This window comes from Goekera deserti (assembly GCF_010685995.1).
GTDB lineage: Bacteria > Actinomycetota > Actinomycetes > Mycobacteriales > Geodermatophilaceae > Goekera > Goekera deserti.
Genome location: NZ_JAAGWK010000030.1, coordinates 26,329 through 47,183, shown reverse-complemented (window position 1 = coordinate 47,183; position 20,855 = coordinate 26,329). Strand labels below are relative to the sequence as shown.

The 20,855-nt window shown below is 75.3% G+C and carries 18 protein-coding genes; 7 read left to right on the top strand and 11 right to left on the bottom strand.

What is annotated here, in order from left to right; all coding sequences use genetic code 11:
• Nucleotides 1–13: 13 nt before the first annotated feature.
• Nucleotides 14–640, top strand: a complete 627-nt coding sequence (locus tag G1H19_RS19295) for an FAD-dependent monooxygenase (RefSeq protein ID WP_162392390.1) — start codon at nucleotides 14–16, stop codon at nucleotides 638–640.
• Entirely contained in the window at nucleotides 637–1,143 is a 507-nt protein-coding gene (locus G1H19_RS24725; protein WP_152727281.1) for an FAD-dependent monooxygenase, read from the top strand. Before G1H19_RS19295 ends, G1H19_RS24725 begins: the two co-directional genes overlap by 4 nt.
• 207 nt (nucleotides 1,144–1,350) lie before the next feature.
• Here G1H19_RS24725 and G1H19_RS19285 read toward each other — a convergent pair whose 3' ends face one another.
• The 5 genes from G1H19_RS19285 to G1H19_RS19265 form a co-directional block, all read right to left on the bottom strand.
• The gene (locus tag G1H19_RS19285) at nucleotides 1,351–1,719 is read right to left on the bottom strand and encodes a hypothetical protein (RefSeq protein WP_152727282.1); all 369 of its coding nucleotides are present in this window, start codon (nucleotides 1,717–1,719) and stop codon (nucleotides 1,351–1,353) included.
• Between the two features lie 314 nt (nucleotides 1,720–2,033).
• On the bottom strand, nucleotides 2,034–2,384 hold the full coding sequence (locus G1H19_RS19280) for a hypothetical protein (protein ID WP_152727283.1): 351 nt from the start codon (nucleotides 2,382–2,384) through the stop codon (nucleotides 2,034–2,036).
• A gap of 145 nt (nucleotides 2,385–2,529) precedes the next feature.
• Complete coding sequence (locus G1H19_RS19275) at nucleotides 2,530–3,183, bottom strand: hypothetical protein (protein WP_162392389.1); 654 nt, start codon at nucleotides 3,181–3,183, stop codon at nucleotides 2,530–2,532.
• 59 nt (nucleotides 3,184–3,242) lie between these two features.
• Complete coding sequence (locus tag G1H19_RS19270; RefSeq protein WP_152727286.1) at nucleotides 3,243–4,097, bottom strand: alpha/beta hydrolase; 855 nt, start codon at nucleotides 4,095–4,097, stop codon at nucleotides 3,243–3,245.
• A 76-nt stretch (nucleotides 4,098–4,173) separates the two neighbouring features.
• Complete coding sequence (locus tag G1H19_RS19265) at nucleotides 4,174–4,920, bottom strand: SDR family oxidoreductase (RefSeq protein ID WP_152727287.1); 747 nt, start codon at nucleotides 4,918–4,920, stop codon at nucleotides 4,174–4,176.
• 148 nt (nucleotides 4,921–5,068) lie between these two features.
• On the opposite strand from G1H19_RS19265, the gene G1H19_RS19260 reads away from it, so the two are divergent.
• The 4 genes from G1H19_RS19260 (at nucleotide 5,069) to G1H19_RS19245 (ending at nucleotide 11,005) form a co-directional block, all read left to right on the top strand.
• Nucleotides 5,069–5,758: a GAF and ANTAR domain-containing protein gene (locus tag G1H19_RS19260; RefSeq protein ID WP_235927938.1), complete on the top strand. Its 690-nt coding sequence runs from the start codon at nucleotides 5,069–5,071 to the stop codon at nucleotides 5,756–5,758.
• Between the two features lie 200 nt (nucleotides 5,759–5,958).
• Complete coding sequence (locus tag G1H19_RS22735) at nucleotides 5,959–7,221, top strand: XdhC family protein (protein WP_193616462.1); 1,263 nt, start codon at nucleotides 5,959–5,961, stop codon at nucleotides 7,219–7,221.
• A 625-nt stretch (nucleotides 7,222–7,846) separates the two neighbouring features.
• On the top strand, nucleotides 7,847–9,823 hold the full coding sequence (locus tag G1H19_RS19250; protein WP_152727288.1) for an alpha-amylase family protein: 1,977 nt from the start codon (nucleotides 7,847–7,849) through the stop codon (nucleotides 9,821–9,823).
• A 159-nt stretch (nucleotides 9,824–9,982) separates the two neighbouring features.
• Complete coding sequence (locus tag G1H19_RS19245; protein WP_162392388.1) at nucleotides 9,983–11,005, top strand: GGDEF domain-containing protein; 1,023 nt, start codon at nucleotides 9,983–9,985, stop codon at nucleotides 11,003–11,005.
• 35 nt (nucleotides 11,006–11,040) lie between these two features.
• Here G1H19_RS19245 and G1H19_RS19240 read toward each other — a convergent pair whose 3' ends face one another.
• From G1H19_RS19240 to G1H19_RS19230, 3 genes are all read right to left on the bottom strand, one after another.
• Nucleotides 11,041–12,465, bottom strand: a complete 1,425-nt coding sequence (locus G1H19_RS19240; RefSeq protein ID WP_152727290.1) for an NAD(P)/FAD-dependent oxidoreductase — start codon at nucleotides 12,463–12,465, stop codon at nucleotides 11,041–11,043.
• A gap of 144 nt (nucleotides 12,466–12,609) precedes the next feature.
• Nucleotides 12,610–13,128, bottom strand: coding sequence for a hypothetical protein (locus tag G1H19_RS19235; protein ID WP_152727291.1), 519 nt, complete (start codon nucleotides 13,126–13,128; stop codon nucleotides 12,610–12,612).
• A 162-nt stretch (nucleotides 13,129–13,290) separates the two neighbouring features.
• Nucleotides 13,291–15,096, bottom strand: a complete 1,806-nt coding sequence (locus tag G1H19_RS19230; RefSeq protein ID WP_217269540.1) for a DEAD/DEAH box helicase — start codon at nucleotides 15,094–15,096, stop codon at nucleotides 13,291–13,293.
• A 396-nt stretch (nucleotides 15,097–15,492) separates the two neighbouring features.
• On the opposite strand from G1H19_RS19230, the gene G1H19_RS19225 reads away from it, so the two are divergent.
• Nucleotides 15,493–16,848: an MFS transporter gene (locus G1H19_RS19225; protein WP_162392387.1), complete on the top strand. Its 1,356-nt coding sequence runs from the start codon at nucleotides 15,493–15,495 to the stop codon at nucleotides 16,846–16,848.
• A gap of 21 nt (nucleotides 16,849–16,869) precedes the next feature.
• On the opposite strand, the gene G1H19_RS24720 is transcribed toward G1H19_RS19225, so the two are convergent.
• The 3 genes from G1H19_RS24720 to G1H19_RS19210 form a co-directional block, all read right to left on the bottom strand.
• On the bottom strand, nucleotides 16,870–18,516 hold the full coding sequence (locus G1H19_RS24720) for a GMC family oxidoreductase (RefSeq protein ID WP_162392386.1): 1,647 nt from the start codon (nucleotides 18,514–18,516) through the stop codon (nucleotides 16,870–16,872).
• Nucleotides 18,513–20,057 carry an aldehyde dehydrogenase family protein gene (locus G1H19_RS19215; protein WP_217269539.1) on the bottom strand — a complete coding sequence of 515 codons (1,545 nt, stop codon included), beginning with the start codon at nucleotides 20,055–20,057 and terminating at the stop codon, nucleotides 18,513–18,515. Before G1H19_RS19215 ends, G1H19_RS24720 begins: the two co-directional genes overlap by 4 nt.
• Before the next feature lie 76 nt (nucleotides 20,058–20,133).
• Nucleotides 20,134–20,571 carry an ATP-binding protein gene (locus tag G1H19_RS19210; RefSeq protein WP_152727292.1) on the bottom strand — a complete coding sequence of 146 codons (438 nt, stop codon included), beginning with the start codon at nucleotides 20,569–20,571 and terminating at the stop codon, nucleotides 20,134–20,136.
• Between the last annotated feature and the right edge of the window lie 284 nt (nucleotides 20,572–20,855).

Below are 20,855 nucleotides of genomic sequence, written 5' to 3'. Positions count from 1 at the left end.
CAGGAGTCCCGCCGTGCCCACCATCCACCGCGCGCTGATCGTCGGCGCCGGCATCGCCGGTCTGACCGCCGCCAACGCCCTGGCCCGCCAGGGCATCGACGTCACCGTCGCCGAGCTCCACGACCGCACCGCCGGCGCCGCGATCACCCTGCTCAACCGGGCCGTCGACGGGCTCGACGAGATCGGCCTGCTCGACCGGTTCATCGAGGAGGGGTCCGTGCGGTCCCCACAGGACGTGTTCCGGTACCTCGACGCAGCCGGGGAACCGGTCCCGACAGCGCCCATGCCGCCACGGCCGCCGTCCCGGCTGCCCCTGGGCATCGTCATCTACCGGCCGACGATGGCGAGCATCCTCCGGGACGGCGCGGAGGAGGCAGGCGCCGACGTCCGCGTCGGCGTCGGCATCGCCGCGCTCGAGCAGGACGCCGACTCGGTCACCGCCACGCTCACCGACGGGTCGCGGGCGACGTACGACGTGGTCGTCGGCGCAGACGGTGTCCGGTCCCGGACTCGGGCCCTGGTCGTCGGGGACCTGGTCACCCCGCAGTACTCCGGCACCACCATGTTCCGCGCCGTCGTCGACGACGTGCCCGAGTCGGCCCGGACGGCTTCTACCAGTCCGGCGAGCACCTCATCGTGACGCTGCGGCTGCGCGATGGCCGGGTCTACTTCGCCGCCGGCCGGGACTACCCCGGCAAGCCGCACATCGACCAGGACGAGGCCCGCCGGATCGTCCGGGAGAACATGGGCGCCTTCACCGCCCCGCTGATGCAGGCGCTCCGGGACCGGATCACCGACGAGACCCGCATGGTCGTCAACGACTACGACTGGTTGTTGCTGCCCGACCCCTGGTACCGGGGACGGGTCGTGGTCATCGGCGACGCCGCGCATGCCACCACCGCCCACCTCGCCTCCGGTGGCGGCATGGCCATCGAGGACGCCGTCGTGCTCGGACAGGAGGTCGCCGGCGGCGGCGCCGTCGAGGAGGTCCTCCAGCGCTTCGCGCAGCGCCGCTTCGAGCGGGCCCGGCTGGTCGTCGAGACCAGCGTGGAGATCGGCCGCCTGCAGGCCCGCGGAGAACCCGTCCAGGTGCAGAACCAGCTGCGGGGCCGCGCGATGGGGGCCCTGTCCAGCCCCTACTGAGCGCGCTGGGCCCCGCTGCCGTCACCGCGCTCCCGTGCATCGAGGTCCGCACCGCGCGAGGCGGGCTCGGCTGCATCGGCGACCCGGTTCCCGCTACCACGCTGACGGGCGCGGGTCGCCGCCGCGCGGGTCGCTCGTCCGGCACCACACCCCTCGAGTGCCCATGTCGGTGAGCTGCGGCCGAGCCGCCACGCGTCACGGGCGGGATCACACCCACGGCGGTGCAGTTCGTTCGCCTTCGACGACACCGGTGGTGGCCTCGGCGAGAGCCTCCCGGATCACGTCCAGGGCAGGTCGTGGTGGGTCGGAGTTGATGTCCACGGGCGCTGTCAGTTCGATGGGCAGGAAGTCGCCGACGAAGACGTGGACGACGCCGTGCTCACCATGGACGTCGATCGCGATGTCGAGCGCGTCGGGCGCGCGGGGGACGACGTGCAGCCGCAGGTGATCCCGGCCGCCCTCCGGTGCCCCCGAGTGGTGGCGCAACGGTGAACGCCTTCCCTCGACGCCGGCTGCGCCCGGCGGCAGGGTCGCCAGCACGTCGGCGATCAACGCCCTGATGCCCTCGACGTCCACCGGTCCACGAGAAGGGGGTGATGGTCGTCGCCGTCGCCACCTGAGGGACATCGGCTCCTCCGGGTCGGCCGCTGTGACGATCGATGCGCCGACGGGGGAGCGGCTCGCGACCGTACCGCTCGGAGTCACGTGCGTCGCCATGGCCCGGGATGTCCATCAGGCGCCGTCGGGCCCGGTCACCTGACGGATGTGCTCGCTCTGCATCGCGTCCTCGCCGCGCGCTCCCCGCGGTCGACGTCGACGCCGGGGTCCGGCAGGCACCGCTCCCCGGTCACGCTGCCGCGTCCGCGCACCGGCCCGCCGGGCATCGGTGCTCACTGCGGGATGGCGCTCGCCCTCCGGGTGGCCGGGTCGAGCAGCGAGCCGAGCATCGCGGCGGCGTCGATCCGGCTGGCCAGGTCGCCCAGCGACAGGCCCATGTCCGTCAGTGCGCGCAGGTGGTCCCGGACCGCAGTCTGCAGGCGGGCGCCGGCCTCGCTGCCACCGGGCACGTCGCCGAAGGAGCTGATCGGCAGCAGTGCCTCGGTCACGTGCACGGTCAGGCCGTTCGTCTCGGCCTCCGAGGTGCGCATGGCCTCGGCGGCCTCGGCCAGCCGGGTCGCGTCCACCTGCACGGTGTGGCCGTGGCGGGCGGTGACCGTGATCGGGGCCTGCTCGTCGCTCACCGTCTGCTCCTCAGCGTTGGGTCCGGCCGGTCGTTCGGGCACCCGGCACCTGTGAGGATGCCGGACCGGCGCGCCGGGGGAGTGCCGAGCGGGCGAGGACCACCCGATCGGGGGCCGCTGCGCGGGAGGTCTCGAAGGCGGCGGCTCAGCCGTAGTCGCAGCTGGGGTCCATGTCGGTGAGCACCTGCTCGAGTGCGGCCCGGCGGCGCAGGTAGCCGGCGGCGAACGTCTCGTGCCGGCCCGCCTCGCCGTCGGCGATCGACTGGGACCACGCGTCGACGAGCTCCTGCATCTCGGTCACCAGGGGGTGGTCGGCCGGGTACCCGGCGTCCAGCAGCCGCTGCAGCACGCCGCGGAACTCGTCCAGTCCCACCCGCCAGTTGTCGATCGCCCCGGCCCAGTTGTCCAGGAAGGTGGCGGTCGGCAGGCCGTCCGGCCCGTACTCCCTGGTGGCCATCACCTCCTCGATGTCCAGCAGCACCGTCCGGGTGCCCAGCGCGATGCAGTCGTCCAGCGGCACGAGCGGGTAGCCCTCGCGCGGGACGTCGGTGCGCGGGGTGATCGTCGTCGTGTCGAAGCCGGGCGGCGGGTTCGTCGGCAGCGGCGGCGAGGACGGCGTGCTCGGGGTCGTCGCCGGGGTGGCCACCGGGGTCGGCACGGGGGCGGCGGCCGGCTCCCCGTCGCCCGCACCGCACCCGGCCACCGCGACGACGGTGAGCACCGTGGCCAGCCATCGCGCGGTCCGTTCGTGCACTGCGGTCGTCAGCTCCTCGTCCGTCGTCCCCAGGCGGTGACGCACAGTGTCCCTGCTTGAGCGGACGGTAGCAGCCCGTTGCTCGGACCAGGCGTACGGGACGATCAGCCCCGGTGCGCGTCCAGCCAGGCCACGACGTCGTCGAGCACCCGCTCCTGCTCCGGCTCGTTGTGCGGCTCGTGGTAGAGCCCCTCGTAGACCAGCAGCGTCACCTCCGCCGAGCCGGCGGCGTCCCGGACGACCTCGCTGGCCGCCGTCGGCATCAGCCGGTCCGCGGAGCCGTGCAGCACCAGTAGCGGCATGGTCAGCGACCGCAGCCGCTCCGGCGCGGCCGCGGCGGCGATCATGATCTCGGTGCCGGTGCGGGCCCGCAGCCTGCCCATGTGGTTCAGCGGGTCGGTGCGGTAGGCGCGCACCACCTCCGGGTCGCGGCTGACCGCCTCGGCCTCCAGCTGGACCACCCCCACCCGTGGCAGCAGTCGGGACAGCGCCGGCCCGACCCTGCGCTGCAACGGGGTCGCGGCGCTGGTGTCCAGCGCCGGCGCCGACAGCACCGCGCCCCGCACCCGGGGGTCGGGTGAGCCGGTGAGGTACTGCACGGACACCAGCCCGCCCAGGCTGTGGCCGTAGACGAACACCGGCACGTCCGGGTGCCGGCGGCCGGCCAGCTGCACCGTCTCCTCGATGCCCGCGACGGCGGCCGCCATGCTGCCGATGTCACCGCGGGCACCGGCCGAGCGGCCGTGCCCGGGGTGGTCGGCGGCGTAGGACGCGTACCCCGACCGGGCCAGCCGCTCGGCGACGTGCCGGTACCGGCCACCGTGCTCGTGCACACCGTGCACCAGGACGACGACCCCCACCGGCTGCGGCACCGTCCAGCTCTGCCAGTACAGCCCGGAGGGCAACGACCCCTCACCGCGCGTCGTCGTCGGCGCTCCGTCGGTGCGCGGTCCGGTCATCGGCCCCTCCTCGTCCGTGTGGTGGGTGGATACTGCCCTGCCCGGTGCGGGTGCGTGGCGGCGGGAGGTGCCGGGCTCAGGTCAGCCGGCGCACGATCGACAGCGGCAGCACCCGCAGCGCCACCCCGATCGGCACCCACGGCCACGCCGGCACGTAGGCGCTCGTCCGGCGCCTCTCGATCGCCGCCACCATGCTGCGCACGCCGGTCACGGTGTCGACCTGGAACAGGGGGCGCTGCTGGGTCTGGGCGTTCATCTCCGAGGCGATGTACCCCGGGTACACCACCGAGACGTCGACACCGGGCACCCGCTCGGCGCGCACCCCCTCGGCGAGGGCGGAGATCCCGGCCTTGGTCGCCGCGTAGGTGGTGATGGACCGGCCCATGCCGCGCAGCGCCGAGATCGACGAGATGAACACCAGGTGCCCGCGGCCCTGCCGGCGGAACACCTCCAGCGCGGCCTCGGCCTGGGCCAGCGCGCCCACGAAGTTGGTCATCGCCGTCGCCCGGTTGGCGTACGCGCGACCGGTGCCCAGGGGTGCGCCCTTGCCGATCCCCGCGTTGACCACGACCCGGTCGATGCTGCCGAAGGTCTCGGCGAAGTGCCCGAACACGGCCGGGACGGCGTCGGCGTCGGTCACGTCGAGCGCGTGGGTCTCGACCCGGCGGCCGGTGCCGGCCCGGATCTCGGCGGCCAGCGCGTCCAGCCGGTCGGTCCGGCGGGCGCACAGCGCCAGGTCGTACCCGAGCGCCGCGAACTGCCGGGCCATCTCCTCCCCGAGTCCCGAGCTCGCGCCGGTGATGAGGACCACTCCTGTGACCATGTACGTCGGACTCCGTCCCGCCGCGGGTCGCCGCCCCGCGTGCCGGGCCGGTCCGCCGCAGCGCACCCTGCCACGGGCCACGCGTACGCCTGCGCCGGGCTGCCCGGACCGGGCCGCGACCCCGTCCGCGGTGGGACAGAATCGGGGCGTGGACGAACTCCTCCGGGCCCTGGCCGGGCTCTCCCTCGTCGATCGGCACCTCGACGACGTGCTCACCGAGATCACCGCCGTCGCCCGGGACGGTCTCCCCGGCGCGGAGGCCACGTCGATCACGCTGATCCGGCGGGGCAGGGCGTTCACCGCGGCTTTCGCCGGCGAGCTGGCGCTGAGCGCCGACGAACTGCAGTACGAGCGGGGCTTCGGCCCGTGCATGGACGCCGGGCGCGCTGGCTTGACGCTGGTGGTCGACGACATGCGCACCGAGGAGCGCTGGCCGGACTACGCCCGCCGCGTCACCGACCTCGGCGTGCTGAGCTCGCTGTCCGTCCCGCTGCCCTTCCAGGGCGAGACCGTGGGGGCGCTGAACAACTACGCCACCCGGCCGGAGGCCTTCGGCGAGGAGGCCCGGGTGCTCGGCGAGCAGGTCGCCGCCGCCGTGGCGGTGGCCGTGGCCAACGCCGACGCCGTCGCCCGGGCCGGTGACGCGGCGGAGAACATGCAGGCGGCGATGCGCAGCCGAGCGGTCATCGAGCAGGCCAAGGGCATCCTGATGGAGCGGCACCGGCTCACCGCCGACGCCGCGTTCACCGTGCTCACCCGGGCCTCGCAGCGCAGCAACACCAAGCTGCGCGACGTCGCCGAGGAACTCGCCCGCACCGGGGTGCTGCCCGGCCTCTGACGCCGGGCGCATGGCGGGCACACGGCGGGCACCGGCGGGGAGGACCCGTCCGGTGCGCCTCGTGTGAAAGGAGTGCACGCGCGGGACCAGCACGGCGGACGCCGTCGGCGGGTCGCGTCGGACCGGCTCGTCTCACTGCGCGGAGATGTGAGACTCCGCAGCGTGACCAAGGCGCAGCACCCGATCGATCAGAGGCCGATGTGAAGACCTTCCAGGACCCGACCGCCACCACGCTCCTCGACCGCGCGAACGCCCTCACCCGGGCCCGCGTGCCCTACGTGCTGGCGACCGTGGTGCGGGCCCAGCGCCCCAGCTCGGCCCGCGCGGGCGACATCGCCCTGCTGCACGCCGACGGCTGGATCGACGGCTTCATCGGCGGCGCCGGCGTCGACGCGTCGGTGCGCGAGCACGGCCAGCGCGTCATCTCCTCCGACGAGCCGCTGCTGCTGCGCATCGTGCCGGCCGACGTGCTCGTGCCCACCGAGGAGGGCACCGTCACCGTCGTCAGCTCGCTGCTGACCGGCGGCGCCATCGACATCTTCCTCGAGGCCCGCATCCCCGCCCCGCGTGTGCTCGTCTCCGGCGACGTCCCGCTGGTCCGTGCCATGACCTCCTTCGGCACGATGCTCGGCTTCGCCGTCGAGCAGATGGACGACGCCTTCCTGGCCCAGCCCTCCGGGCACGACGCCGCCTTCATCGTGGCCTCCACCGGCCGGATGGACAGCACCATCCTGTCCAGCGCGCTGCGCTCCGGGGTGCCCTACGTCGGCCTGGTGGCCAGCCCGCAGCGTGCCGAGCAGGTGCTCGCCGAGCTCGACCTGGAGCCCGGGGAGCTCGCCCGGCTGCACGTGCCGGCCGGCCTGACCATCGGTGCCAGCAGCGCCCCGGAGACCGCCCTGGCCGTCTTCGCCGAGGTCGTCGCGGAGATGAAGGGGGTGGCCACGGCTGCCCGCCGCACCCCCGACGCGCAGCCCGCCGCCGACGAGCAGTCCGAGGTCGCCCTCACCGCCGTCCCGGAGCCGGAGACCGCCCCCGCCGACGACGAGCACGAGGACCGGCACGGCTTGGACGACGGCAGCCTCTACGGGCGGGACCGCAGCTCGCGGCCGGCGCTGAACGCCGTGCGCGAGCGCGAGGACCAGGGGGCGCGCGCCGTCCGCGACGTCGCCCCGGCGATGTCCACCATGGCCCGGGACTACCAGTCGGTCTCCACCGGCCGCGGCCGGTCCGAGGAGCCGATGACCCTCTCCTTCGACCGCGGGTCCGACCGTGCCGACCGTGCCGCCGACCGTGGTCCGGAGGGGTCCACCCGGATGCGCCCGCGCCCGGCCATCGCCCGCGTCGCCGTCGACCCGGTGTGCGGCATGAGCGTGGCCACCGGCCCGACGTCCCCGCACGTGGAGCACGACGGCACCACCTCCTGGTTCTGCGGCGAGGACTGCCGGCTCGCCTTCACCGGCTGACCACCGGCCGGCCCCGCCGGCCGCCCAGCAGCTGCGCGCCCCCGGGCGGCAGGCCACCACGGCCTGCCGCCCGGTCGCGTCCCGGGCAGCCTGCGGCCAGCGAGCGCGGACCCTGGCCTGGCGGCAGGCCCAGCCCCGGCCGGTACGCGCGCCGACCGCCGGTCGTGCGCCTCGCGGATCGGCCGAACCCCCTGGACACGAACCCGCCACCGGCCGCCGTGACGGACGGCCACGCCCCCGACCCCGGGCAGGACGGTGGTGGACGCCGGCGCCCGCTCCGCGCCGGCCGGTCGACCGACCAGCCGGCCGGGGCCCGGACCGGTGGCCGGGGAGCCGCTGCCGCCCGGCGTCACCGCATTGGATCTCGGGCCCGGCACCGAGGTGCTGGTCGCGGTGCCCGACGGCCCGCCCGCTGCTGGTCCTCTGCCACGGCGCCGGCGGCTCCGCCGGTGACAGCCTGGCCCGGGCCGGCGAGCTCGCGCCGGCCCACGGCCTGCTCGTGCCGGCGCCCACGTCGGCCGCGACGACGGGGCTGCCCGGGCGCGCCGCTGACCCGTTGCGGGGGGCCGGGCTGCGCCGTGGCCGCCGGCCCGGATACTGGTCCGGTGCTGAGCGGACTGCCCCGATGACCTCTCCCCAGGCCCACGCCCGCCGCGCGGCCGAGGCCGCCTGGGCCGAGCTGCGGCCCCGCCTCGCCGTCGACGCGCGGCAGGCCCTGGGTGCGGTGGAGGCCGACGCCTTCCTCACCCGGGTCGACGTCGCGCTGTACGACGTGCACCCACCGCTGGCCGAGCTGTACGGGCAGCGCGGCGAGGTCGACGAGCTGTTCGAGCGGGCGGTGCGCTCCTCGCTGGCGGCCGCGGCCGAGCGCTCCCCGGAGCTGAGGCTGCTCGACCGCCGCCGGGAGATCGACCCGGGCTGGTTCCTGCGCGAGTCGGTGCAGGGCTACGTCTGCTACGTCGACCGCTTCTGCGGCAGCCTGCGCGAGCTGCCCGCCAAGCTGGACCACCTGCAGGAGCTGGGCACCACCTACCTGCACCTGATGCCGCTGCTGCGGCCCCGGGAGGGGGAGAACGACGGCGGCTACGCGGTGGCCGACTACCGGGCGGTCGACCCGCGGCTGGGCACGATGGACGACCTGGAGCAGGTGGCCGCCGCGCTGCGTGCCCGGGGGATGAGCCTGTGCATCGACATGGTGCTCAACCACACCGCGCGCGAGCACCCCTGGGCGCAGGGCTGGCTGGCCGGGGACCCGCAGTACGCCGGCTTCTACACCGCCTTCCCCGACCGCTCGCTGCCCGACGCCTACGACGCGACCATCCCCGAGGTCTTCCCCGACCGCGCCCCTGGCTCCTTCAGCTGGGTCCCGGAGGCGAACGGCGGTGCCGGCGGCTGGGTGTGGACGACGTTCTGGGACTACCAGTGGGACCTGGACTACTCGCAGCCCACCGTCACGCTGGCCGTGCTCGGTGAGATCTGCTGGCTGGCCAACCGCGGCGTCGAGGTGTTCCGGATGGACGCGGTGCCCTTCATGTGGAAGCGGCTGGGCACCTCGGGGCAGAACCTGCCGGAGGTGCACGTGCTCATGCAGGCGCTGCACGCCCTGGTGCGGGTCGCCGCGCCCGCCGTCGTCTTCAAGGCCGAGGCCATCGTGTCCCCGGACGACCTGGTGCCCTACCTCGGTGCGCACGACCGGTACCGGCCCGAGCACGAGCTGGCCTACAACAACCAGCTGATGGTGCTGCTGTGGAGCAGCGTCGCCACCGGCGACGCACGGCTCGCCTCCCGCTCGCTGGGCCGCATGCGCCCCATCCCGCCCACGACGACCTGGGTCACCTACGTGCGCGGGCACGACGACATCGGCTGGGCGGTCACCGACACCGACGCGGCCGCCGTCGGCGTCGACGGGTACGGCCACCGCCGGTTCCTCAACGACTTCTTCTCCGGCCGGTTCCCCGGCTCGTTCGCCCGCGGTGAGCTGTTCCAGGAGAACCCGGCGACCGGCGACGCCCGCATCTCGGGCACCGCGGCGTCGCTGTGCGGGATCGAGGACGCCCTGGAGCGCGGGGACGCCGTCGCGCTGGACCGGGGGGTGCGGCGGCTGGTGATGCTCTACTCGGTGGCCTACGCGCACGGCGGCGTCCCGCTGCTGTACATGGGCGACGAGCTGGCCCTGCGCAACGACCGCGGCTACCTGGAGGACCCCGCGCTCGCCCCGGACAACCGGTGGATGCACCGCCCGCACATGGACTGGGCCGCCGCCGAGCACCGGCATGACCCGCAGACGCTGGAGGGCCGGGTGTTCGGCGCGCTGCAGCAGCTGTCCGCGGTGCGCCGCTCGCTGCCGACGCTGCGCGGGGGAGCGGACACCACGGTGCTCGAGGTGGGCAACGACCGGGTGCTGGCCTGGCGGCGGCACCACCCGCGCACCGGCACCTTCGTCGGACTGGCCAACCCCGGCGTCGATGCGCAGGAGGTCGACGCCGACGCGGCCACCGGGTTCGGCGGCCTGCACGTCGCGCTGTCCAGCGACCCGCTGGAGTTGCGGGACGGCCGGCTCGTCGTCCCGGGTCTCGGGTTCGTCTGGCTCTCCGAGGACTGAGCGGGAACCACCAGCCCGAGTGAGTCGGGCCCCCGGCGGCTGGGCCACCGGCCACCGGCTGCCGATGTCCGTCTCATGAGTCGTCGAGCACCCGGCCCTGGATCGGCATGGTCCCGATGGCTGTGCGGCGGGACCGCGGACCGGGCCCGCTTCCACGACATGTCCCACCGCCTGCAGGCCGCGCACGTCAACGGGCTGACCATCGGCGCCTCGACCGCCGTGGTGTCGTTCTGGTCCGGGCCGGCGGTGCTGCTCACCATCGTCGTGGCGCACCTGGTCATCGTCGTCGCAACGGCCGTCGGACGCAGCGGCCGCTGCACCGTCGAGGTCGTGGCGGCAGCGGCATTCGTGGCCATCGAGGCCGACATCGCCGTCAGCGTGCTGCTCAGCGGCGGCGTGTCCAGCCCGCTGCTGGTGCTGGCGGTGATCCCGGTGCTGTCGCAGTGCGTGTGCTTCCGCCCGCAGGTCATGTGGGTGGGGGCCGCGATCTCGGTGCTGCTGATCGGGGCTGCGGTGGCCGGGGCGCACGGGCTGCCGGCCCTGGAGCCCGCACCGGACTGGATGTACCTGTTCTCCTACGTCGGCCTGGTCGTCTCCCTGACGCTGGCGGCGACGTTGATGGCCAACGTCCACCTGGGCTCCCGGGACGACGCGGCCATCGACGCGCTGACCGGGCTGTACAACCGCAAGACCCTCGCCGACCACTTCGCCGCCACCGTCCGGGTGGCAAGCACCTCACAGGGCGTCGTCGGTGCCATCATGGCCGACGTCGACCACTTCAAGTCGGTGAACGACACGCACGGGCACGAGCGCGGCGACGTCGTCCTGCAGGCCGTCGCCCAGCGGCTGAAGGGCGCCCTGCGCGCGGGCACCCCGGTCTTCCGGCTGGGCGGTGAGGAGTTCTTCGTCCTGCTGTCGGCCAGCACCCCGGGCGAGCTGGCCGGTGTCGCCGAGCGGCTGCGGGCGTGCATCGCCGCCGACCCGGTGGCGGGCCTGCCCGTCACCGTCTCCCTGGGGGTCGCCAGCAGCTCGGCGGGTGACGACCTGGTGCTGGCCGATCTGCTGCAGGCCGCCGACCGGGCGATGTACGCGGCCAAGTCGGCCGGCCGCAACTGCGTCCAGACCGCCTCCGCCACCGACACCGAGCTGCCCCTCGGCGTTCCGCTGCCCGCAGCCGGCTGAGCCGGCCCCCCGGCGTCGGCCGGGGGTCGCCGCCGTCAGGCGGACTCGCGCCCGGTCACGTCCTCACCGACCGGGACGGCGTCCTTGGGTCCGCCGGTCTTCGATGCCTCGAAGTGCGGCCCGAGCTTCTCCAGGGCGAGCCGGCCGTAGACCTGCTGCTGCGTGCCGACCCGCTGGGAGCGGCCCCGGCCCAGGAAGCTGACCACCCAGTGCAGCACGGTGGTGATCCGGCTGCGGAAGCCCACGATGTAGGCCAGGTGCACGACCAGCCACATCAGCCAGGCGGTGAAGCCGGTGATCTTCAGCTTCCCGACGTCGGCCACGGCGCTGAACCGGCTGATCGTCGCCATGCTGCCCTTGTCGTGGTAGACGAAGGGCGCGGCCGGGGGCTTGCCGGCCAGCTGGCGGATGATCGCGTCGGCGGCGTAACGCCCGCCCTGGATCGCGACCTGCGCGACGCCAGGCAGCTTCGCCAGCGCCATCATGTCGCCCACGACGTGCACCTCGGGGTGCCCGGGCAGCGTCAGGTCGGGCAGCACGTTGATCCGGCCGGCCCGGTCGATCTCGGCGCCGGACTGCTCGGCCAGGGTGCGGCCCAGCTCGCTGGCCTGCACGCCGGCGGCCCAGATCTTGGTGGCGGCCTGGATGCGCCGCACCTCGCCGGACTTCTCCTTCACGTCCAGCCCGTCGGCGTCGACCCCGACGACCATGCCGCCCAGCTGCACCTCCACGCCGATGCCGTTGAGCTGCTTGCGGGCGGACTCGCCGAGCTTCTCCCCGAAGGACGGAAGCACCGCCGGCGCGGCGTCGAGCAGGATCACCCGCGCCGAGGTGGGGTCGATGGTGCGGAAGTCCCGGCGCAGGGTGCGGCGGGCCAGCTCGGCGATCTGCCCGGCCATCTCCACCCCGGTCGGCCCGGCACCGACGACCACGAAGGTGAGCAGCCGGTCGATCTCGTCCGGGTCGGTGGCCAGCTCCGCCAGCTCGAAGGCGCCGAAGATCCGGCCCCGGAGCTCCAGGGCGTCGTCGATGCTCTTCATGCCCGGCGCGAACTCGGAGAACTGGTCGTTGCCGAAGTAGGACTGGCCCGCCCCGGCAGCCACGATGAGCTGGTCGTAACCGTGCACGGTGCGCCGGCCGAGGATCGCCGAGGTGACCGTGCGCGCCGTCAGGTCGATCTCCACGACCTCGCCCAGCACCACGCGGGCGTTCGCCTGGTGGCGGAGGATCTCGCGCGTCGAGGGGGCGATCTCACCCTCGGACAGGATGCCGGTGGCGACCTGGTAGAGCAGTGGCTGGAACAGGTGGTGGCTGGTCTTGGCGACCAGCGTCACGTCGACGTCGGCCTTGCGCAGCCGCTGGGCGGCGAACAGGCCGCCGAAGCCGGAACCGATGATGACGACACGGGGCCGCTGGCCGACTGTGGGGATCGTGGACACGGGTGCTCCGGATGTCGTCATGATGACTCCATCCTCCCACGGCGCGGCCGAAAGGGCTCCCGCAACGGGCGACCCCGGTGGGACGTGAGCGAGGTCATCGGCGGTTGCCGGGCGCCGCCGCCGGCCAGCGGCGGCGCCGGACCGTCAGCGGCGGCGCCTGGGGTGTCAGCGGCGGGCGGCGCGCGCCTTCCGTGCGGCCCGGGACGACGCCTTCTCCGCGCGGGCCCGCAGCTTCGCCGCGTCCCGGACCTGGCGGCGCTCGGTGCGGCCGGTGAGGCCCTGGGTGAGCAGGCCGATGCCGATGCCGAGCATCCACACGTCCTTGGCGATCGGCAGGCCCTCCTGGGTGGGGGCGATGCTGGCGCCCGGCTTGGTCATGCCCGGGGTCTGCAGGTACAGCCCGAGCAGCCCGGCGGAGAAGGCGGTGAGCCCGGCGCCGGCGACGGCGGCCGGGACGACGGGGGCCAGCAGGGCGGCGCCCAGGGCGATCTCGCCGATCGACACGGCCTTGGCGAACGTGGGGGCGTCCACCTTCCGCAGGAACGGGTAGGTGCTCGCGGCGAAGCCGTGCAGGCCCGCGGCGGTGGCACCGTCGGCGCTCCGCTTGCCGAGGCCGGAGTTGAGGATGAACGCACCGGTCGCCAGACGGGGGGCGATCTCGGCGGCGGTGATGGGCAGGCGCATGGGGGACCTCCACGGGGGACAGACGGCGCCGTACTCAACCACGCGTGCCGCCCGCCCGTGCCCCCGGCGGTGTGGGCGGCCGCGGCCGCGCACCGTGCCGCCGGGCCCACCGGCGGCGGTGAGCCCGGCCGGTCGGTGGTCGACCGGCCGGGCGTCAGGAGGTCAGCGTCCGCCGCGGGAACGGCCGCGCGGCGAGCCACCGGGCTGCTGGCCGGCCCGCGCCGCCAGCTCCGCGCGGGTGCGGGCCGGGCCGGCGCTCTGCCCGGAGCGGCCCGACCGGCCGCCGCCGGCGCCACCACTGCTCGTGCGGGCCGAGCCGCCGGCAGCGGACCGGGCCGCGCCGCCACCACCGCCGGCACCGCCACCGCCGGAGCGACTGCCGCCGCGGCGGCCGCCGCCGTTGCCCTGGGGCTGCGGCTCGGCCACCGGGGCCGGCTGCACCCAGGGGGCCGGCTCGCCGACCAGTGCGGCGATCTGCGGTGCGCCGGGCTGCACGGCGGTGGTCGTCGGGTTGATGCCGGCCTGGCGGGTCAGCATGCGCACCTCGCCGTTCTGGTCCGGCGTCGCGATGGTGACCACGGTGCCGCCGGCACCGGCGCGGGCGGTGCGGCCCGAGCGGTGCAGGTAGGCCTTGTGCTCCGACGGCGGGTCGACGTGCACGACGATCGCGACGTCGTCGACGTGGATGCCGCGGGCGGCGATGTCGGTGGCCACCAGCACCCGGGTCGAGCCGTTGCTGAAGGCCTCCAGGTTCCGCTCGCGGGCGTTCTGCGAGAGGTTCCCGTGCAGGTCGACCGCCGGGATGCCGGCGGCGGTGAGCTGCTTGGCCAGCTTCTTGGCCTGGTGCTTGGTGCGCATGAACAGCACGCTGCGGCCCAGCCCGGAGGCCAGCTGCTGCACGACGGCCGGCTTGTCGGCGGCGGACACCGAGAACACGTGGTGGGTCATGGTGGACACCGGGGCGACCGCCGGGTCGACCGAGTGGGTGGTCGGCCGGTCCAGGTAGCGCTTGACGAGCACGTCCACGCCGTTGTCCAGGGTGGCGGAGAACAGCAGCCGCTGACCCGCCTTCGGCGTGCGGTCCATCAGCCGCTTCACGCCGGGCAGGAAGCCCAGGTCGGCCATGTGGTCGGCCTCGTCCAGGATGGTGATCTCGACCGCGCCGAGGTCGCAGTGGCCCTGGCCGATGAGGTCCTCGAGCCGGCCGGGGCAGGCGATGAGCACGTCGATGCCGCCCTGCAGCGCCTGCACCTGCGGGTTCTGCCCAACACCGCCGAAGACGACGGTCGAGCGCATGCCCAGCGCCGAGGCCAGCGGCTCGACGACGGCGGCGACCTGGTTGGCCAGCTCACGGGTCGGCACCAGGATCAGCGAGCGGGGGCGCTTGGGCTGGCGCCGGCTGGTCGAGGCGGCGAGCCGGGCGACCAGCGGCAGGCTGAAGGCCAGCGTCTTGCCCGAGCCGGTGCGGCCGCGGCCGAGCACGTCACGGCCGGCCAGGGTGTCCGGCAGCGTGGCGACCTGGATCGGGAACGGCGCGGTGATCCCGCTGGCGGTCAGCACGTCGACCAGCTGCGCGGGCACGCCCAACGCGGCGAAGGTGGTGTCGGTGGGCAGCACCGTCGGGGTGGTGGCATGGGTGGGCACCACGGCATCGGCGCCGGACGGGGCGACCGGCGCCGCCGGATGCGGGGCGTCGTCGTGGTGTGCCTCGGCGCCGTCGGGGCGGCCGGTGCCGCGACCGCGGCCACCGCGGCGGCGGCGGGCGCCGTCGCCGGGGGCCGGGGTGCCCGCGGCCGGACCGTGGCCGGTGGCCGGGGCGTGCACCGGTGCGGGGGCGGCCGGCCGGGAGGCGGGGCGGAAGGCGGGGGAGGCGGCCGTGCCGTCACCGGCGCCGGCCGGGCGGGTGGCCCGGCGGCGGGGACGGTCGGCGGGGCTCTCGGCGTTCGGGACGGGCTGGGTGGAGCTCAAGGGAGGTGGGGTCCTCACGGTGTCCGGTGGCTCCCGCCGGCCGGCCGGGGCGGGGCGCCCGTGAGGGGCCGCATCGCATGTCCGGTCGGGACGTCGGGTCGCCGGCGCGCCTCGGTGGCGCAGCCTCGCGCCGACGTCGAGTCCACCTGCTCTCGGATGAGCGGGGGGCGGCGCCGGTGATCACCACTCTGCCACGCGGTGCCGCCGCTCCGGGGAGGCGCGAGGGGAGTCGGTGGTCACACCCGCCACGCGGGGCGGTCGCGGTGGGTGCGCCGGTGGCGGCCGACGTGCGCACCGGACCGCCGTGGACGGTGGCCACCCGCACGGCCGGATCGTTGCGCGTGGTGGCTGCCGTGCCACTGGTGCCGGCGCTGCCGCTGCCGGACGCTGCCACCTGTGACCAGCTCCGTCGCCGTCCGTCGCGTGCACCCCGCCTGGTGGGTCGCCGCCGTCACCTTCCTCGCCCTGGTGGGTGCGGCCGCCTTCCGGGCCGTCCCGGGGGTGCTCATCGACCCGCTGCGCGAGGAGTTCGGCTGGTCGCTGTCGACGATCTCCTCCGCGATCGCGCTCAACATGGCGCTGTACGGGCTCACCGCGCCGTTCGCCGCGGCGCTGATGGAGCGCTTCGGCATCCGCCGGGTGGTGGTGTGCGCGTTGCTGGTCGTCGCCGCCGGCAGCGGGCTGACCGTGTCCATGACCGCGAGCTGGCAGCTGGTCGTGTGCTGGGGCGTGCTGGTCGGGCTGGGTACCGGGTCGATGGCGATGTCGCTGGTCGCTACGGTCACCGGCCGCTGGTTCGTCGCGCGCCGGGGCCTGGTGTCCGGGGTGCTCACCGCCGGCGGCGCGGCCGGGCAGCTGGTGTTCCTGCCGGTGGTCGCGCTGGTCGACGAGGCGTACGGCTGGCGTCCGGCGGCGCTGGGCACCTCGGCCGCGGCGCTCGCCGTCGTCCCGCTGGTGGCCTGGCTGCTGCGCGACCGGCCCCGGGACGTCGGCGCGGTGCCCTACGGCGGGACGGCGGCCGACGACGTGGAGCCGGTGCGCGGCAACGCCGGGCGGGTGGCCCTGCGCGGGCTGGCCGACGCGGTGCGCACCCGCCCGTTCTGGCTGCTGGCCGGGGGCTTCCTGATCTGCGGGGCGTCGACGAACGGGCTGGTGCAGCCGCACTTCATCCCGGCCGCGCATGACCACGGGATGCCGGTGACCACTGCGGCCGGGCTGCTGGCGCTGGTCGGCCTGTTCGACATCGCCGGCACGATCGCCTCCGGCTGGCTGACCGACCGGGTGGACCCCCGGCTGCTGCTGCTCGCCTACTACGGGCTGCGCGGGGTCTCCCTCGCCCTGCTGCCCCAGCTGTTCGGCACCGACCTGCAGCTGAGCATGGTCGCCTTCATCGTGTTCTACGGCCTGGACTGGGTGGCCACGGTGCCGCCGACGCTGGCCCTGTGCCGCGAGCACTTCGGGGCCCGGGCACCGGTGGTGTTCGGCTGGGTGTTCGCCAGCCACCAGCTGGGCGCCGCGGCGGCCGCCTTCGGCGCCGGCGTGGTGCGCGAGGCCACCGGCTCCTACGACGCCGCCTGGTACGGCGCCGCCGCGCTCTGCCTGGTCGCGGCCGGCCTGTCGGTCCTGGTCCGCCGAGCCGGGCCGGCCGCCCCGGGGCCGACCGCCCCGAGGCCGGCCGCCTCCACAGCGGCCGCCCCCGTGCCGGCCGCTGTGCAGGACGCCGCGGTCACCGAGGCCGTGACCCGCGGTTGACCAGCACCGACCCCGGCGCGGTCAGGACATGGCGAGGTCGGCGTGGACCGGCTGCGCGGCGCTGCCGAGCGAGGCGCGCAGCAGGTCGGCGGCCCGCTCGGCGATCATGATCGTCGGTGCGTTCGTGTTGCCGCGCACCAGCGTCGGCATGACCGAGGCGTCCACCACGCGCAGGCCCTGCAGGCCGTGCACCCGCAGCTCGGGGTCGACCACGGACATGCCGTCGGTGCCCATCCGGCAGGACGACGTCGGGTGGTAGAGGGACTCCAGGTCCTCCCGGGCGGCCTGGCGCAGGCCGTCGCGGGTGGTGACGGCGCGGCCCGGGCGCCACTCCTGGTCGAGCACCGCGGCCAGCGGGCCGGTGGCGGCGATGTCGCGGACGATCTCCATCCCGGTGACCAGGGCCTCGAGGTCGCGGTCGTCGGTCAGGTAGCCGGCGTCGATGGCCGGGGCCCAGCTGGGGTCGGCCGACCGCAGCCGGACCGAGCCGCGCGACTCCACCCGCACCAGCACCGTGCAGGCGGTGAACGCGTCGACGTCGGGGTCGACCTCGGCCTGCCGCCAGAACTTCACCGGCAGGTACATGTACTGCAGGTCGGCGTCGGCCAGCTCGGGGCGGGACCGGGCGAACTGCCCGGCCTCGGCGAGGTTGGAGGTCAGCGGCCCCCGCCGGGCGCCGAACCACTGGGCGTAGCCCACCGGGCCCTCGCCGTGCAGCAGCGAGCGGCCCGAGCGCACCGTCCAGATGGTGGGCACCAGCGGGTGGTCCTGCAGGCCGGAGCCGACACCGGGCAGCTCGTGCCGCACGTCGACGCCGACCTCCCGCAGGTGGGCGCCGGGGCCGATGCCGGACAGCATCAGCAGCTGCGGGGAGTTGACCGCCCCGCTGGACACCACGACCTCGGCGGAGGCGTGGGCGGTGCGCAGCCGGCCCTCGTGCCGGTACTCCACGCCGGTGGCCCGGGTGCCGTCCAGCAGCACGCGGGTGGCGTGCGCGCCGGTGCGCACCGTCAGGTTGGGCCGGCCCGCCGCCGGGTGCAGGAACGCGTCGGCGGCCGACCACCGGCGCCCGCGCCGTTGGGTGACCTGGTGCAACCCGACGCCGAACTGGCTGGGGCCGTTGAAGTCGTCGGTGTGCGGGTGCCCGGCGGCGACGGCGGACTCGACCAGTGCCGCGGTCCACGGGTGCACGGTGCGCAGGTCCTCGACCCGCAGCGGGCCGCCGGCGCCGTGGAACTCCGAGGCCCCCCGGGCGTTGTCCTCCGAGCGGCGGAAGACCGGCAGCACCGAGCGGTAGGACCAGCGGTCGTCCCCGGTGAGCTCGGCCCACTCGTCGTAGTCGGCGGCGGCACCGCGCATGTAGACCATGGCGTTGATCGAGGAGGAGCCGCCGAGCATCTTGCCGCGCGGCCAGAACCGGGGCCGCCCGGCCGCGGCGGGCTGCGGCTCGGTGGTGTAGTTCCAGTCCCAGCGGGTGCGGAAGGTCTTGTACAGCCCGGCCGGCACCTGCACCTCCAGGGTGCGGTCGGACCCGCCGGCCTCCAGCAGCAGCACCTGCAGCGCCGGGTCCTCGGACAGCCGCGCGGCGAGCACGCAGCCGGCCGACCCCGCGCCCACGACGACGACGTCGAAGGTGTCCCGGCCGCTGTCGCGCCCGGCCCGGCTCACCGGTGCCGCCCGTGCACGACGCCGATCACCCGGGCGAGCGCCGGCGCCGCCGAGGCGGGCCGGCGGAAGCTCATCAGGTCCACGGGCAGGGGGAACCGTTGCCGGGTCACCGCCTTGGCGCGGGTGAACTCCTTGAGCCCGTCCGCGCCGTGGATGCGGCCGAAGCCGCTCTCCCCGACCCCGCCGAACGGCAGCGCCGGCACCGAGGCGAAGGTGAGCACCGAGTTGACCGAGGTCATGCCGCTGCGCATCCGGCGGGCCAGGCTGAGCCCGCGGGAGCGGGAGCCGGCGAACACCGACCCGGCCAGGCCGTAGGAGGTCGCGTTGGCCCGGGCCAGGCCCTCCTCGGCGTCGGCCACCCGGGTGATCGTGATGGTCGGGCCGAACGTCTCCTCGCGCACCGCCGCCGAGCTCTCCGGCACGTCGAGCAGCACGGCGGGGGCGATCACGTTGCCGTGCGCCTGGGTACCGGGCACGGGACCGCCCAGCGCCGCGGTGCCGCCGTCGGCGAGCGCGTCGTCGGTGTGCCGGCGGACGACGTCGGTCTGGCTCGCCATCGTCATCGGTCCGTACGCGGCGCCCGGGCCGGAGCCGGGCCGCAGGCCGGCGACCTGCTCGGTCACCTCGCGGACGAAGGCGTCGTAGACCGCGCTGGTGGCGTAGACCCGCTCGATGCCGATGCAGGTCTGCCCGGCGTTGCTCATCGCCCCCCAGACCGCGGCGTTCGCGGCGGCGGCGACGTCCGCGTCGTCGTCGACGATCATGGCGTCCTTGCCGCCGAGCTCCATCAGCACCGGCGTCAGCGTCTGCGCGCACGCGGCCATGACCCGGCGGCCGGTGGGGGCCGAGCCGGTGAAGGCCACCTTGTCCACCCCGGCCCGGCAGAGCGCCGCACCGGTCTCCCCGAGGCCGGTGACCGCCTGCAGCGCGTCGGGGCAGTCCGGGACCGCGGCCTGCCAGGCCCGCGCCAGCCACGCGCCCACCGCGGGGGTGTGCTCGGAGGGCTTGAACACCACGGCGTTGCCGGCGGCCAGGGCGTAGGCGATGGAGCCCATCGGGGTGAACACCGGGTAGTTCCACGGCCCGATCACCCCGACGACGCCCAGCGGCTGGTACTCCAGGTACGCGGCGTGGTTGGCGGCCAGCAGCCCCGGGGCGACCCGGCGCAGGCGCAGGGTCCGGGCGGCGTGCGCACCGGCCCAGGCCAGGTGGTCGATGGCCAGGGTGATCTCCAGGACGGCGTCGTCGTGCGGCTTGCCGTTCTCCCGGTGCACCAGGTCGGCCAGCTCGTTCATCCGGCGGGCCAGGTAACCGCGGTAGGCGGCCAGCCGGAGCCGGCGCTCACCGAAGCCGAGCGCAGCCCAGGCCTCGGCGGCGACCCGGGCCCGGGCCACGGCCGCCTCGACCGCGGCGGCGTCCTGCACCGGGAACACCCCGACCAGCTCGCCGGAGGCCGGGTCGGTCGACCGGAACGTGTCCTGCTCGGCCGCCCCGGGCGCGTTCGCCGACATGGCCTCGTCCTGCCGCTCGACTGTCGTCATGTGACGCAGGCTACCTCCGGGGGTTACCGGTCGGTAGGCCTGCGAGGCACGGGACCGGTGGGCCCGCGGTCGGCGGTCAGTCGACCCCGTGGACGACGGCCCACACGGTCTTGACGGCCTGCTCGGCGCACCAGCCGTGTGCGCTGGTGAGGTCGGCGACGAGGTAGAGCCCGAAGCCGCCACGGGCCGGGTCACGCCCCTCCGCCGGCGTCGGCGGGACGTCCCCGGAGCTGTCCTCGACGGCGATCATCCAGTCCTCGCCGCGCCGGCTGAGCACCGCGTCGACGGGCGGGGCGCCGTGCCGCAGGGCGTTGGAGGCCAGCTCGTCCACGACCAGCACCATGCGCTCGGACCAGTGGTCGAGCTCGGGCTCCAGCACCACCGCGCTGCCGGTGAGCGTGGTGCGCAGCGCGGCTCGTAGTCCCGCGAGCTGGGGCAGGGAGTGCAGCTCACGGCGCCACACGAGGTCGTAGCCGGCTGGTGGGCGCGCGCGCTGCCAGAGTGATGCTCGCACCCGCACCGCCTCTGCCACCGTCTCGGGCCCTGGTCCGCCTGTCGCCCACACTAGGGTCCCGGGCCGTGCGCCGCCCGGTGTGCACCCCCGCCGCAGGGGCCGCGCGGGGCCCCGGGGGCCGGCGCGGGCGTGACTGCCGTGACTGTGGGGACTGCCGGGACGGGTGGTCGCCGGGGACGAGCACGGCACCGACCTGCTGGCTGTCGTCCGCGCTGACACCGGGGGCGAGGCGCGCACCGTGGAGCAGGAGCACCGGCTGCACCAGGCCGCGGAGCAGGCTCGCC